Origin of the sequence: Streptomyces tauricus, assembly GCF_014650955.1 — a bacterium.
Lineage (GTDB): Bacteria > Actinomycetota > Actinomycetes > Streptomycetales > Streptomycetaceae > Streptomyces > Streptomyces tauricus.
This window is the reverse complement of the sequence record NZ_BMVY01000055.1, coordinates 1-13,428: the sequence shown is the minus strand read 5'-3', so window position 1 is coordinate 13,428 and position 13,428 is coordinate 1. Positions and strand designations below refer to the sequence as shown.

Genomic DNA, 13,428 nt, shown 5'->3' with positions numbered 1-13,428 from the left:
CCCGGACGAGCCGATGCCGGCCCCGGACGAACCGCTGGTGTCCCGGCCGGCCCCGGCGAAGGCCGGTCCCCGCGCCCTCGCCCGGCAGCGGCGGCGCGCTTCCGCCGCCCGCTTCTGGCAGCGGTACCGCACCCACCGCTCCGGTCTCCTCGGCCTCGCGGCACTCGCGCTCTTCGCCCTGGTCGCGCTGACCGCTCCGCTGACCGTCGGCTCCGACGTGCAGAGTGTGACGGGCGCGCCGGGGCGGCCGATGGAGAGCCCGAGCCTCGAATTCCCGCTGGGCACCGACCAGTTCGGGCGCAGTCTGCTGGGCCTGGTGGTGTGGGGCTCCCGGGTGTCGCTGCTCGTGGGCCTGCTCGCGGCCGTCCTGTCGGTCGCGATCGGCGCGCTCATCGGCATCACCGCGGGGCACTTCCGCGGCTGGTTCGCGACGGTGATGATGCGGATCACGGACTGGTTCCTGGTCATGCCGACGCTGGTCCTCGCGATCGCGCTGGCGACCGTGATGTCCCGCTCGCTCGGCACGATCATCCTGGCGATCGGTGTCACGACGTGGCCGACGACGGCCCGGCTGGTGCGGGCGCAGACCCTCGCCGTGGAGTCGCGGCCGTACATCGAGCGGGCGAAGGCGCTCGGCGGCGGCCACTGGCACGTCATGTCCCGGCATGTGCTGCCCAATGTCATGCCGCTGGTGCTGGCGCAGACGACCCTGATCATCTCCTCCGCGATCCTCGCCGAGGCGACGCTCGCCTTCCTCGGCCTCGGCGACCCGACGGTCGTCTCCTGGGGCGGTCTGCTCCAGGACGCGCGCGAGGCGGGTGCGGTGAGCGCCGGGAAGTGGTGGTACCTCGTGCCGCCGGGCATCGCGATCGCCGTCGTGGCGCTCGCGTTCACCCTGTGCGGGCGGGCCGTCGAATCCGTCCTCAATCCCAAGCTGGGGGTGGCCCGTTGAGCACGCCGACCACGCCGACCACGCCGACCACGGAGCATCCGCCCACCGCGGGGCGTCTGCTGGACGTACGGAACCTGGACGTCACGTACGCCGGCGGGGTGGCGGCCGTGCGCGGTGTGAACCTCACCGTGGACGCCGGGCAGAAGGTCGGCATCGCGGGCGAGTCCGGCTGCGGCAAGTCCACGCTGGCGCTCGCGCTGCTGCGGCTGCTGCCTGCCGGGGCCCGGGTCAGCGGGGAGATCCTCCTCGACGGCGAGGACGTACTGACCATGAAGTGGGGGCGGGTACGGGCGGTCCGCTGGGCCGGGGCCTCGATCGTCTTCCAGGGCGCGATGCACTCGCTGAACGCCGTGCACCGCGTCGGGGACCAGATCGCCGAGCCGATCCTGCTGCACCGCAAGGCGACCGCGGCGGGGGCGCGGAAGCGGACCGGCGAGCTGCTGGAGCAGGTGGGGCTTCCGGCGGCGCGGGCGTCCGCGTACCCGCACGAGTTGTCCGGCGGCCAGCGGCAGCGCGTGATGATCGCGATGGCGCTGGCCTGCGATCCCCGGCTGGTCGTCGCCGACGAGCCGACGACCGCGCTCGACGTGATGATCCAGGCGCAGATCCTGCGACTCATCCAGCAGCTCGTCTCCGAGCAGGAACTGGGCCTCGTCATGATCAGCCACGACCTCGCGGTCCTCTCCGACACCTGCGACCGGCTCGCGGTGATGTACGCGGGCCGGGTGGTCGAGGAGGGGCCCGCCCGTCAGGTGTACGAGGACGCCCGGCACCCGTACGGGCAGGCGCTCTCGGCGGCCTTCCCGCGGATCGGGGACGCCGGGTCGCGGTTCGCGCCGCGCGGCCTGCCCGGGGACCCGCCCGATCCGTCCGCGCTGCCGTCCGGCTGCGCGTTCCATCCGCGGTGCGCGGTGGCGCTGGCCTCGTGCGCCACGCAGGACCAGTTCCTGCGCCCGGCGGCTCCGGACCGCCGGGCGGCTTGCGTGCATGTGGGCACGGCGGGGCGTGCGGATTCTGCGGATCCTGTGGGGGCGGCCGTGACGGAAGAGGCGAGGAGCACCCCATGACGACGACGCCTCAATCGGCCCCCGCCGCACCCCCGGTCCCCGCTGCCCCTCTCCTGAGCGCCGAAGGACTCCACGTCACCTTCCCCGCCCGGCGGGGCGACAGCGCCCGGGCCCGTGCCGTCGACGGGGTGGACCTCGACATCCGGCCCGGTGAGATCGTCGCGCTGGTCGGCGAGTCGGGGTGCGGCAAGACCACGCTTGCGCGCTCGCTCCTCGGGCTGGTCCCGCCCACGTCGGGCCGGGTCACCTTCGCGGGCCGGCCGCTCGACTACTCCTCGCGGGCTCTCAAGGCGTACCGCAAGCGTGTCCAGCTGGTCCTCCAGGACCCCAGCGGCTCGCTGAACCCCCGGCACACCGTGTACGACGCGGTGGCGGAGGGGCTGCGCATCCACGCGTACGGGGGCGACGAGCACGAGGCGGTCTCGACGGCCCTGTCGCGGGCCGGACTCCGACCGCCCGAGCGGTTCTTCCTGCGCTATCCGCACGAGCTGTCGGGCGGCCAGCGCCAGCGGGTCGTCATCGCGGGCGCGCTCGTCCTGGAGCCCGAACTCATCGTCGCGGACGAGCCGGTGGCGTCCCTGGACGCGTCGGTACGCGGCGAGATCCTGGCCCTCCTGCTGCGCCTGCGCGCCGAACTCGGCCTGTCCGCGCTGGTGGTGACCCACGACCTCGGGCTCGCGTGGAACATCGCGGACCGGGTCGCGGTGATGTACCTGGGCCGGATCATCGAGACGGGGGCGGTGGAGGATGTCCTGCGGGCGCCGCAACACCCTTACACGCAGGCCTTGTTGTCGGTCCTGCCCGAGGCCCCCGGCGATCCGGTCGTGCTGACGGGCGAGCCCCCGGACCCTTCCCGCATCCCCGCCGGCTGCCGCTTCCACGCCCGCTGCCACATCCTGGCGAACGGCGAGGCGGAGCGCGCGGGGGTGGCGGACGCGTGCCGCACGAAGGACCTACCGCTCCTGAACGGCACAGGCGAGTCCCAGGTGGCCTGCCACTGGGCGGCGCGCCGCTAAGTGCGCCCCCTAGGGGGCGCAGGGCTGTGACATCTGCGGCTCCTCGCGTGGGCGCGCGCAGCCACGACAACCCGTCAGTCGCCCCAGGCGGCCACGCTCCGTAAGGGCCGGGGGCGGCCCTTTAGGGGCGCGGGGCTGTGGCATCTGCGGCTCCGCCGCGTGGGCGTGCCCGGCCACGACGGGCCGTTCGCCGAAGAATCCGCCGGTCAGCCCCCGAGTCAGGTCATCCCCCGGCCGGCAAGGCCCCCGCGTCATGCGAGGCCACAAGGTCCCGAGAGCGCTTCACATCATCGGAGATCGCTTCCAGCAGCCCCTCGATGGAGTCGAACTTCGCCATCCCCCGCACGAACGCCAGGAAGTCGACGGCGACATGCAACCCGTACAGGTCGAGCCCCACCCGGTCGATGGCGTACGCCTCAACGGTCCGCTCGGTCCCGTCGAACTGCGGATTCGTCCCGACGGAGATCGCCGCCGGCATCGCCTCGCCCTGCGCGTGCAGCCACCCCGCGTACACCCCGTCCGCGGGGATCGCGGTGTGCGGGAGCGTCTCCACGTTGGCGGTGGGGAAGCCCAGTTCACGGCCGCGCTGGGCGCCGCGGACGACGACGCCCTCGACGCGGTGCGGGCGGCCGAGGATCTCGTGGGCCCCCTCGACGTCGCCCTCGGCGACCAGCCGCCGGGTGAGCGTCGAGGAGAACGGCTCGCCGCCGCCCGCCTCGCCGGTCACGTACAGATCCACGACGTCGACCTCGAAGTCGTACGTCTTGCCCTGCTCGGCGAGGAAGGCGACATTGCCCGCGGCCTTGTGGCCGAAGCGGAAGTTGGGGCCCTCGACGACGGCCTTGGCGTGCAGCTTGTCGACGAGGACCTTCACCACGAACTCGGCGGGCGACAGCTTCGAGAACTCGGTCGTGAAGGGCAGGATGAGCAGCGCGTCCACACCCAGTTCGGCCATCAGCTCGGCGCGGCGGTGGTGCGGCGCGAGCAGGGGCGGATGGCTGCCGGGCCGTACGACCTCGCTCGGGTGCGGGTCGAACGTGACCACGACGGACGGAACGCCCAGTTCACGCGCCCGCTCGACGGCATGGCTGATGATCAGCTGATGCCCGCGGTGGACTCCGTCGTACGAGCCGATGGTGACGATGCTGCGCCCCCAGTCCTGGGGGATGTCCTCCAAGCCACGCCAGCGCTGCACTGTGACCGCTCCTCGTCGAACCTGTGTCCGTGTCTGCCTCATACGCAGCTCTAAGGGTGCCATGCCGTGTCCCGTGGGCCCGCATCGGCATGGACCCTGTGACCGGTGGCACGTGACAGCGGCGGTGACGGGGAGGACGGCGGGGGCTCACACCGGGACCCGCGCCCCCGCGAGGTTCTCGATCATGCGGCCCGTGCTCGGTCCGACCACGGTGGACCACTCCTCGGGCGCGGCGGCCAGCCAGTGGTTCACGAGCGGGGCGAAGCCGGGGATCCGGCGGCCGAGATCGACGAGGGCGCGGTCGAAACGGGTGGCGCCGTCCGGGGTGCGGACGAGCTGGACGCCCACGGTGTGGACGAGGGCGCGGGTGTGCTCCTCGTCGTCCTGGGCCGCTCCCGCCGCGGCGGCCCGTACCAGCGCGTCCAGCACCACCGGGTCGTGCTCGCGCGTCAGCAGGAGGTCCAGGAACTCGCGGCGCAGCGGGCGGGACACGGGCGTACCGGGCGCCGCGAACACCTCGGCGAGCGCGGCCCGCACGGAGGGCCTGCCCCCGTCGAGCAGCCCCGTGACGAGGGGGTGGAGCACTGCGCGCGCGTCGGGTCCGTGCTCCAGCCGCCGGTCGACGTACACCGCCACGTGCGCGGCCGTCTCCGGACGCCGTTCCACGACCTCGCGCACGAGGGCGGCGACACGGCGGGCGAGCGCCGGGGTCGTGACCTCGGCGAGTGTGCGCAGCGCCGTGCCGTCGTCCGGTTCGCGCAGGCGGTCGTGGAACGCGGCGAGCACGGGCTCGGGGTGGGTCGCCAGCGCGGCGACCAGCGCGCTCGCGGGCAACCGCGGGTCAAGGGCCCGGAAGCGGGCGAGGGCCTGCGGCAGATGGCGGGCCCTGGTGTGCGGATCGCGGATCAGCAGGGCCAGGGCGCTGCCGTGCAGCGTGCAGTCGCCGGGGCGGGCCAGCAGGGCGAGCGCGGTCCGGCGCAGCAGTTCCCGGTCGGCCTCGGTACGGACGTGCGCGGCGGTCCGCAGCGCGTAGGCCGCCGCCGCTGCCCGCCGGGCCGGGCGCACGTCATGAACCCAGCGGTCGACCGCGCGGCAGAGCGCGGACGGCTCCTCCTCGGTGAGCACGTCCAGCAGTTCGTCCGCGCGCGCGTGCCCGCTGTCGACCAGGGCCTCGGTCAGCTCGTCCGGGGCGCGGCGCCGGTGAGTGTGCAGCAGGACCTGCGCGGCGGTCGCGACGGTGGCGTCGGGGGTCGCGGGGAGCGGACGGTCGTCGTCGAACCAGTGGGTGAGGTGCGGCTGCACGGCGGCCGGGTCGGCCACGAGGAGTTCGGACACGGCGTCCAGGTAGCGCGGTTCGGGGGCGGGCGGCGCGCTGTCCGCCACGACGAGCCGCCTCAGCAGATCGAAGCGGTGCGCCGTCGGCAGGGGCAGCTCACGCCAGAAGCCGGGGCCGAACTCCTCCGGCACGGCCCGTCTTTCGGCCCGCCACCTGACCACGTGCTCGGCGAGGTGCCGCAGCACTCCGAGATACGGGGTCGCGTCGGGCACCCGGAGCAGTACGCCACGGAGCAGCCGGGTGGCCCACCAGACATCGATGTCCGCGCCGTCGAGGGCGTGGAGCAGTTCGCGCAGGCGGAGGGTGAGGTGATCCTCTCCTTGTTGACGCGGCACGAGGAGCAGGGCCTGGAGCACGGGGGCGAGGCGGTGGCGGGGAATGTCGAAGGCCTCGGTTCCGCTCGGACCGTGCGCGGCGCCGCGGTGGGGCGTCAGGGCCGCGAACACCGCGTCCAGGTCGAGGTGCGTGCCCTGGATCCAGTCGGCGAACTCCTCGTGCGCGAAGCGGTAGCCGTCCCCGGCCGGCACGAGCAGCCCTTCGGTGAGCACGGCGGAGGCCCAGCCGGTGCAGCCGCCCAGCCGCCGGTCGGGCACGGGACCCCACGGGAACAGGGTCTCGAACGCCGCCCGGTCCAGCTCCCCCTCCCCCGGGCCCAGACAACGCCGGGCCGCCACATGCACCTGCCCGGAGACCCGGGCCGCGAGGCGCCGTACCGCCGTCCCGCGCAGCCCGTTGGCCGCCGCGAGCCGCACGGCCACCCGCAGACACATCAGATCGAGGTACGCGGCGAAGACCTCGTCCCGCTTCGCCTTCCCGGGCGGGGCGCCGGACAGCGCGGCCCGCACCTCCGACAGCAGCCGCAGCGTCAGCGGATGCCGTGCGTCGGCCCCGTCCAGGGCCCCCTCCGGAATCCCGTACCGCGCCCGGGCCTCGCGCGCCTCGTCCTCCTCCAGGTCCGCGAGGCGTACGCAGGCGGGCAGTTCCGCGGACGTCTCGCCGCCGCCCCACCGGGGCCCGTGCAGCAGCTCGGGCGGGAACCGGGTCCCGGCCCACTCCCAGTACTCCTCGCGGCAGGCCACCACGAGACGCACCCCGTGCTCGCGCAGCCAGTCGGCGGTGCCGGCGGCCCACTCCGGGAACCGGTGGGCGAGGCCCGGCGGCATTTCCTCGGGGCTGTCGAGCAGGAGCAGGAGGGGCCGCCCGGCCGCCCCGGCGAGACGGGCCAGCCGCTCGGGCCGGATGTCCCCGAGCCCGCCCCGGCCGCCTCCGTGCCCGCTTCCCCCGTCCGTGTTGTCCGTGGGCTCCGGCAGGCAGCCGAGGGGGGACGTCACGATCCGCCCCGCCCGCTCCAGCGTCCGCCGGGCCGCGTCGGCCACCGACACATCGGAGTCCCGCAGATCGGCTCCGCGCAGCCACAGGGTCGGAGCCGGTTCCGCGCCCCGGTTGCGCCGGGCGGCCAGACCCGCCAGCTCGGTCGTACGGCCGCTCCCCGGAGCACCGACGAACCCGAGAACCCCGTACGCGCCGGATACGCCGTACGCGCCGGACGCGTTGCAGGGGTCGTACGCGCCGGAGTGCGGATGCCAGGGGCCTGCGGTGAACGCCGTGAGCTCCCTCGTCACCGCGACCCGTTCGACGGACGGGGCCCCGCCGGAGCCCGCCGGGGACTCGACGGTGGCCGTCAGTTCCAGGACGCCCGCCAGATTGAGGTCGTCGCCGTAGGCGGGCACCGTCGCGGTGTTGCGGGCCAGCAGTTCGGCGAGGGGGCCGCCGGGAGGTGTGCCGCCCGCGGACAGCGGTACGGCGAAGCCGCCGACCCGTCGGTCCGAGTGGAGCGCCGTGCCCAGGACGGCGACCACCGCCCCGGTGGCCGCGTCGACCACCGGCCCCCCGGCCGCCCCGCCGCCGAGCCGCAACGCGTCGCTGCCTGCCGTACCGATCGCCAGCTCCAGTGCGGAGCCGAGGAGATGGCTGTGGTCGGTCGCCGTGTACGTCACGGCGGAGCACCCCAGCACCCGGGCCTCACGCCAGCCGCCCGCGGCGATACGGACGTACGTGCCGGTCTCCACGGAGTCCCGGACCGTGATCGGGAGGGGGGCGAGGCCGCCCAGCCCGTCGCAGTGGACGAGGGCGAGGCCGAGGTCCGGGAGGGCGGTCACCGCATCGGCCGGGACCAGACAGGTGCGGTCTCCGGCGGGCGCGTACAGGACGAGGCGGGGGAGGCCGTCCACCGCCTCGTGGCTGGTGACGACCGTGCCGTGGTGGTCCGCGACGAAGCCGGTGCCGCGCGGCCGTCCGGCCAGATCCCGGATCCGCACCAGGGACCGGTCCGCCGCTTCGCCCGACCGGACAGCGGGCACCCCGGCCCTGCCGGGCGCTGTGAGGACGACGTCCCGGTGGATTCCGCCATCCGCCTCAGCCGTCACCGAGGTCTCCCGGGTCATGCTCGAACCTCCCCGCCGCGCGCGCCGTACCGTGCTTTCGACGCTTCGATTTCCGACGGTAGGCGCGTGATGATCGGCCGCGACAGATCCCGAGCCGAACAAGCCCCCTTCCGCTCCCCCGGTTCACTCCGAGCGCCTGGCCGGATGGGTGAATGGAAGGGGATGCGTGGATACACCCTTGGGTGGGGGAACCGAGGGGGGACAGTGGAGCGGCGCCCACAGGACACCCCGTGAACGCCGCTCCACGACGAAGAAGAACAAGAAGAAGAGGGACAGGAAGGGACGGGAAGAGGAACACGACGGGGCCAGAAAGAGGCCCGCCCGAACAAAGAGACGCGAAGAGTCGCGAAGATCCGCGACGAGTCGCGAAGAGTCGCGACGAACGGTCAGACGAAGACCGCGAGGCTCTTGGCCTTGCCCTTCTGCTCCTCCACCAGCGCCAGGAACCGTCCCTCGGGATCGAACACCCCGACGGCCCCGGCTCCCGTGTACTCCTCCGGCATCTCCAGCCGCACGCCGTTCGTCAGCAGCTGCGCGCGCTTGGTGTCCACGTCCCAGCGGGGGAACGCGGTCGCGGCGGCCTCCGCCACCGGCATCACCGTCAGCTCCTCCTGGAGCTGGTCGAGCGTCCGCGCGGTGTCGAGCTTGTACGGCCCCACGCGTGTGCGCCGCAGCGCCGTCAGATGACCGCCGACACCCAGGTCAGCGCCCAGGTCACGGGCGAGCGCACGGATGTACGTACCGGACGAGCACACCACCGAGACGATCAGGTCCAGGACGGGTGTGCCGTCCTCGGCCACGGCGTTCCGGACGTCGTACACGGCGAAGGACGAGATCCGCACCGGGCGGGCCGGGATCTCGAAGTCCTCGCCCTCGCGCGCCCGCTTGTACGAGCGCACACCGTTGATCTTGATGGCGCTGACCTTGGACGGCACCTGCATGATGTCGCCGCTGAGCTTGGCGATGCCCGCGTCGATGGCGTCCCGGGTCACCTTCGAGGCATCGGTCGACGAGGTGAGATCGCCCTCGGCGTCGTCCGTCAGGGTGTTCTGCCCGAGCCGGATGGTGCCGAGGTACTCCTTCTCGGTGAGAGCGAGGTGCCCGAGGAGCTTGGTCGCCTTCTCGACGCCGAGGACGAGCACGCCCGTCGCCATGGGGTCGAGGGTGCCCGCGTGTCCGACGCGGCGGGTCTTGGCGATCCCGCGCATCTTGGCGACCACGTCGTGCGAAGTGAAGCCCGACGGCTTGTCGACGATGACAAGGCCGTCGGGCGTCTGCTGCTTCTGCGTCATTTGGCGGCGTCGCCGTCTTTCTCGTCGTCGTCCGACTCGTCGCCGTCGGACTCGTCGTCCGGCTCGTCCTCGTCCTCTTCCGGCTTCTTGTACGGGTCGGCGTCACCGGCGAAGGTGGCGCCGGCCGAGACCTCGCGCACCTGGGCGTCCTTGGCCCGCGCCTTGTCGAGGAGGTCCTCGATGGTCTTGGCGGTGTCCGGCAGGGCGTCCGCGACGAAGGTGAGCGTCGGGGTGAACTTCACGCCCGCCGCCGCGCCTACCGCCGAGCGCAGTACGCCCTTGGCGCTCTCCAGGCCCGCGGCGGCTTCCGCGCGCTGCTCGTCGTCCCCGTACACCGTGTAGAAGACGGTCGCCTCACGGAGGTCCCCGGTGACCCTGGTGTCCGTGATGGTCACATGCGAACCGAGCCGCGGGTCCTTGATCCCACGCTGCAGCTTCTTGGCAACCACCTCTCGGATGAGGTCCGCCAGCCTCTTCGCCCGCGCGTTGTCGGCCACTGGTCCGTCTCCCTCTTATCTGCTGATCCGTGTACGGGCGATCCTTGTCGCCGCACGCTCATTCGTCGTCTTCCCCGTGCAGCCGCCGTCGCACCGACAGCAGCTCCACCTCGGGGCGCGCCGCGACCAGGCGCTCGCACCGGTCGAGTACGTCGGTCAGATGACCGGTGTCCCCGGAGACCACCGCGAGTCCGATGACGGCCCTGCGGTGGAGGTCCATGTGCTCCACCTCCGCCGCGCTCACCGCGTACTTGCGGATGAGTTCGGCCACGATCGGGCGGACGACGGAGCGTTTCTCCTTCAGCGACCGTACGTCGCCGAGGAGGAGATCGAAGGACAGAGTCCCCACGTACATGTGTGTGTCCGGATGTCCCGCCGGGTCGGGGTAGGTGGCCCGGCCAAGCCTCTTGCCGGGGCACTTGAACGGTACCCCGAACCTCCGGTGCCGCTCGACGGGGTTTTCCTCGCCCCCGCCGCCCCTACCCTTCCCGTCACTGCATGGGGGCTGCGCCCCCTCGTCCCCGCCAATCGCGCTACGCGCTCGTCCTCAAACGCCGGACGGGCTGAAAGGTATTCAGCCCGTCCGGCGTTTGAGGACCGGGGGTTCGGGGGCGGAGCCCCCGAGAAAAACCCCGTGGGGGTCGGCCCACAGGAACTGGTTCCCGTGAGCCGACCCCACACGGTTGAGCCGAGCCGCAGGCGTTACGCGCGCGGCTTCTCGCGCATCTCGTACGTCGCGATGACGTCGTCGATCTTGATGTCGTTGAAGTTGCCGAGGTTGATACCGCCCTCGAACCCTTCGCGGATCTCGGTGACATCGTCCTTGAAGCGACGCAGACCGGAGATGTTGAGGCTCTCCGCAATGACCTTGCCATCGCGCAGCAGGCGCGCCTTGGTGTTGCGCTTGACCTCGCCGGAGCGGACCAGCACACCGGCGATGTTGCCCAGCTTGGACGAGCGGAAGACCTCGCGGATCTCCGCCGTACCGAGCTCGACCTCTTCGTACTCCGGCTTGAGCATGCCCTTGAGGGCCGCTTCGATCTCCTCGATGGCCTGGTAGATCACCGAGTAGTAGCGGACGTCGACGCCCTCGCGCTCCGCCATCTGCGCCGCGCGGCCCGCAGCGCGGACGTTGAAGCCGATGACGATGGCGTCGGATCCGGTCGCCAGGTCGATGTCCGACTCGGTGACCGCACCCACACCGCGGTGCAGGACACGGATGTCGACCTCTTCACCGACGTCGAGCTGGAGCAGCGAGGACTCGAGAGCCTCCACCGAACCGGACGCGTCGCCCTTGATGATGAGGTTGAGTTCCTGCACCAGACCGGCCTTGAGGGCCTCGTCCAGGTTCTCCAGGGAGAACCGGACTCCGCGCCGGGCGAAGTTGGCGTTGCGCTCACGCGCCGCGCGCTTCTCGGCGATCTGGCGGGCCGTGCGGTCCTCGTCGACGACGAGGAAGTTGTCGCCGGCGCCCGGGACGTTGGTGAGACCGAGGACGAGGACCGGGGTCGAGGGACCCGCCTCTTCCACGTTCTCGCCCTTGTCGTCGAGCATCGCGCGGACACGGCCGTACGCGTCGCCGACCACCATGGTGTCGCCGACCCGCAGGGTGCCTCGCTGGACCAGGACGGTCGCGACGGCGCCGCGGCCACGGTCCAGGTGGGACTCGATCGCGATGCCCTGCGCGTCCTGCTCCGGGTTGGCCCGCAGGTCGAGCGAGGCGTCCGCGGTGAGGACCACGGCCTCCAGCAGGCTCTCGATGTTGAGGCCCTGCTTGGCGGAGATGTCGACGAACATCGTGTCGCCGCCGTACTCCTCGGCCACCAGACCGAACTCGGTGAGCTGACCGCGCACCTTGGTCGGGTCCGCGCCCTCGACGTCGATCTTGTTGACCGCGACCACGATCGGCACACCGGCCGCCTTGGCGTGGTTCAGCGCCTCGATCGTCTGGGGCATCACACCGTCGTTGGCCGCCACCACGAGGATCGCGATGTCGGTCGACTTGGCACCACGGGCACGCATGGCGGTGAACGCCTCGTGACCCGGGGTGTCGATGAAGGTGATGCGGCGCTCTTCGTCGTTGACGACGGTCGCGACCTGGTAGGCACCGATGTGCTGGGTGATGCCACCGGCCTCGCCCGCGACGACGTTCGTCTTGCGGATGGTGTCGAGAAGGCGGGTCTTACCGTGGTCGACGTGACCCATGACGGTCACGACCGGCGGCCGGACCACCAGGTCTTCCTCGTCGCCCTCGTCCTCGCCGAACTCGATGTCGAAGGACTCGAGCAGCTCGCGGTCCTCCTCCTCGGGGCTGACGATCTCGAGGACGAAGTTCATCTCGTCCGCGAGGAGCTTCAGCGTCTCGTCGGAGACGGACTGCGTGGCAGTGACCATCTCGCCGAGGTTCATCATCACGCCGACGAGCGACGCCGGGTTGGCGCCGATCTTCTCGGCGAAGTCGGTGAGCGAGGCACCGCGCGACAGACGGACGGACTGTCCGTTGCCGCGAGGCAGCATGACGCCGCCGACCGACGGGGCCTGCATGGCCTCGTACTCCTGGCGCCTCTGCCGCTTCGACTTGCGACCGCGACGCGCGGGACCACCGGGACGGCCGAAGGCGCCCTGTGTGCCACCACGGCCACCGGGACCACCGGGACGACCACCGAAGCCGGGACGGCCACCGCCGCCGCCACCGGGACCACCCGGACGGCCGGCGAAACCGCCGCCACCGCCACCGGGGCCACCGGGACGACCCGCGAAGCCACCGCCACCGCCACCGGGGCCACCGGGACGACCCGCGAAGCCACCGCCACCGGGACGACCGCCACCGGCACCGCCGCCGGGACGACCTCCGCCGCCGGGACCGCGGCCACCGGGGCCACCGCCGCCGGGACGCGGGCCGGCAGCCGGACGCTGCGGCATCATGCCGGGGTTGGGACGGTTTCCGCCGGGACCGCCACCGGGACGCGGAGCGCCACCGGGACCGCCCTGCGGACGAGGCATGCCGCCCGGAGTCGGACGGGCACCACCGGGACCGCCACCGGGACGCGGGGCGCCGCCGGGGCCGCCCTGCGGACGGGGACCGCGGTCCTGGCCCGCGCCCTGGGGACGCGGAGCGCCGCCCGGAGCACCGGAACCACCGGGTCCGCCGGGGCCGGGACGTGCGCCGCCCGGACGGGGCGTCTGCGGACGTGCCATGCCGGTGGAGCCACCGGAGGTGAACGGGTTGTTGCCGGGACGCGGACCCGCGGGACGACCGCCGGGACGCGTGCCCTGGCCGCCGGGACGCGGGGCGCCCTGACGGTCACCGCGGTCGGAGCGCTCGGGACGCTCGCCACGGCCCTGACCGGGACCACCCTGGCCGCCCTGTGCGGGGCCTGCCGGACGGACACCGGGCTTGGGGGCGCCGGGACGGGCACCGCTCGGACGCGGGTTCGCGGCCGGGGCGGGGGTCACCGGAGCCGCGGGCGGCGCCGTGAACTCGGGGGCGGCCGGAGCCGGGGACGCCGGGACGGGCTTCGGCGCGGGCTTGGGGCCCGGCGTCGGACGCGTACCGGAGGCCGGGGCGGCGGGAGCCGCCGGGGCCGTGGTGTCCGCGGGCTTCTCCGCGGCGGCCGGCTTCGGGGCCG

Annotated in this window: 9 protein-coding genes; 3 read left to right on the top strand and 6 right to left on the bottom strand. The window is 73.1% G+C overall.

Going from position 1 to position 13,428, the window contains the following annotated elements:
- Nucleotides 1-13 precede the first annotated feature (13 nt).
- The 3 genes from IE278_RS39590 to IE278_RS39580 are packed head-to-tail and all read left to right on the top strand — an operon-like array spanning nt 14 to nt 3,035.
- The gene (locus IE278_RS39590; RefSeq protein WP_189779880.1) at nt 14-952 is read left to right on the top strand and encodes an ABC transporter permease; all 939 of its coding nucleotides are present in this window, start codon (nt 14-16) and stop codon (nt 950-952) included.
- A complete protein-coding gene (locus tag IE278_RS39585; protein WP_246571544.1) occupies nt 949-2,019 on the top strand; it encodes an ABC transporter ATP-binding protein in 1,071 nt (356 codons plus the stop codon). The genes IE278_RS39590 and IE278_RS39585 overlap by 4 nt, the downstream gene beginning before the upstream one ends.
- Nucleotides 2,016-3,035: an ABC transporter ATP-binding protein gene (locus tag IE278_RS39580; RefSeq protein WP_189779863.1), complete on the top strand. Its 1,020-nt coding sequence runs from the start codon at nt 2,016-2,018 to the stop codon at nt 3,033-3,035. Before IE278_RS39585 ends, IE278_RS39580 begins: the two co-directional genes overlap by 4 nt.
- A 223-nt stretch (nt 3,036-3,258) precedes the next feature.
- Here IE278_RS39580 and IE278_RS39575 read toward each other — a convergent pair whose 3' ends face one another.
- The 6 genes from IE278_RS39575 to infB all read right to left on the bottom strand — a co-directional run.
- The gene (locus IE278_RS39575; RefSeq protein WP_189779862.1) at nt 3,259-4,230 is read right to left on the bottom strand and encodes a bifunctional riboflavin kinase/FAD synthetase; all 972 of its coding nucleotides are present in this window, start codon (nt 4,228-4,230) and stop codon (nt 3,259-3,261) included.
- Between the two features lie 147 nt (nt 4,231-4,377).
- Nucleotides 4,378-8,010 carry a trypsin-like peptidase domain-containing protein gene (locus IE278_RS39570; RefSeq protein WP_246571541.1) on the bottom strand — a complete coding sequence of 1,211 codons (3,633 nt, stop codon included), beginning with the start codon at nt 8,008-8,010 and terminating at the stop codon, nt 4,378-4,380.
- Nucleotides 8,011-8,396: 386 nt separating this feature from the next.
- Complete coding sequence (gene truB, locus IE278_RS39565) at nt 8,397-9,302, bottom strand: tRNA pseudouridine(55) synthase TruB (protein WP_189779861.1); 906 nt, start codon at nt 9,300-9,302, stop codon at nt 8,397-8,399.
- A complete protein-coding gene (gene rbfA / locus IE278_RS39560) occupies nt 9,299-9,799 on the bottom strand; it encodes a 30S ribosome-binding factor RbfA (protein WP_189779860.1) in 501 nt (166 codons plus the stop codon). The genes truB and rbfA overlap by 4 nt, the downstream gene beginning before the upstream one ends.
- A gap of 58 nt (nt 9,800-9,857) precedes the next feature.
- Entirely contained in the window at nt 9,858-10,154 is a 297-nt protein-coding gene (locus tag IE278_RS39555; RefSeq protein ID WP_189779859.1) for a DUF503 domain-containing protein, read from the bottom strand.
- 347 nt (nt 10,155-10,501) lie between these two features.
- On the bottom strand, nt 10,502-13,428 hold a 2,927-nt coding region (gene infB / locus IE278_RS39550; RefSeq protein WP_189779858.1), incomplete at its 5' end, for a translation initiation factor IF-2.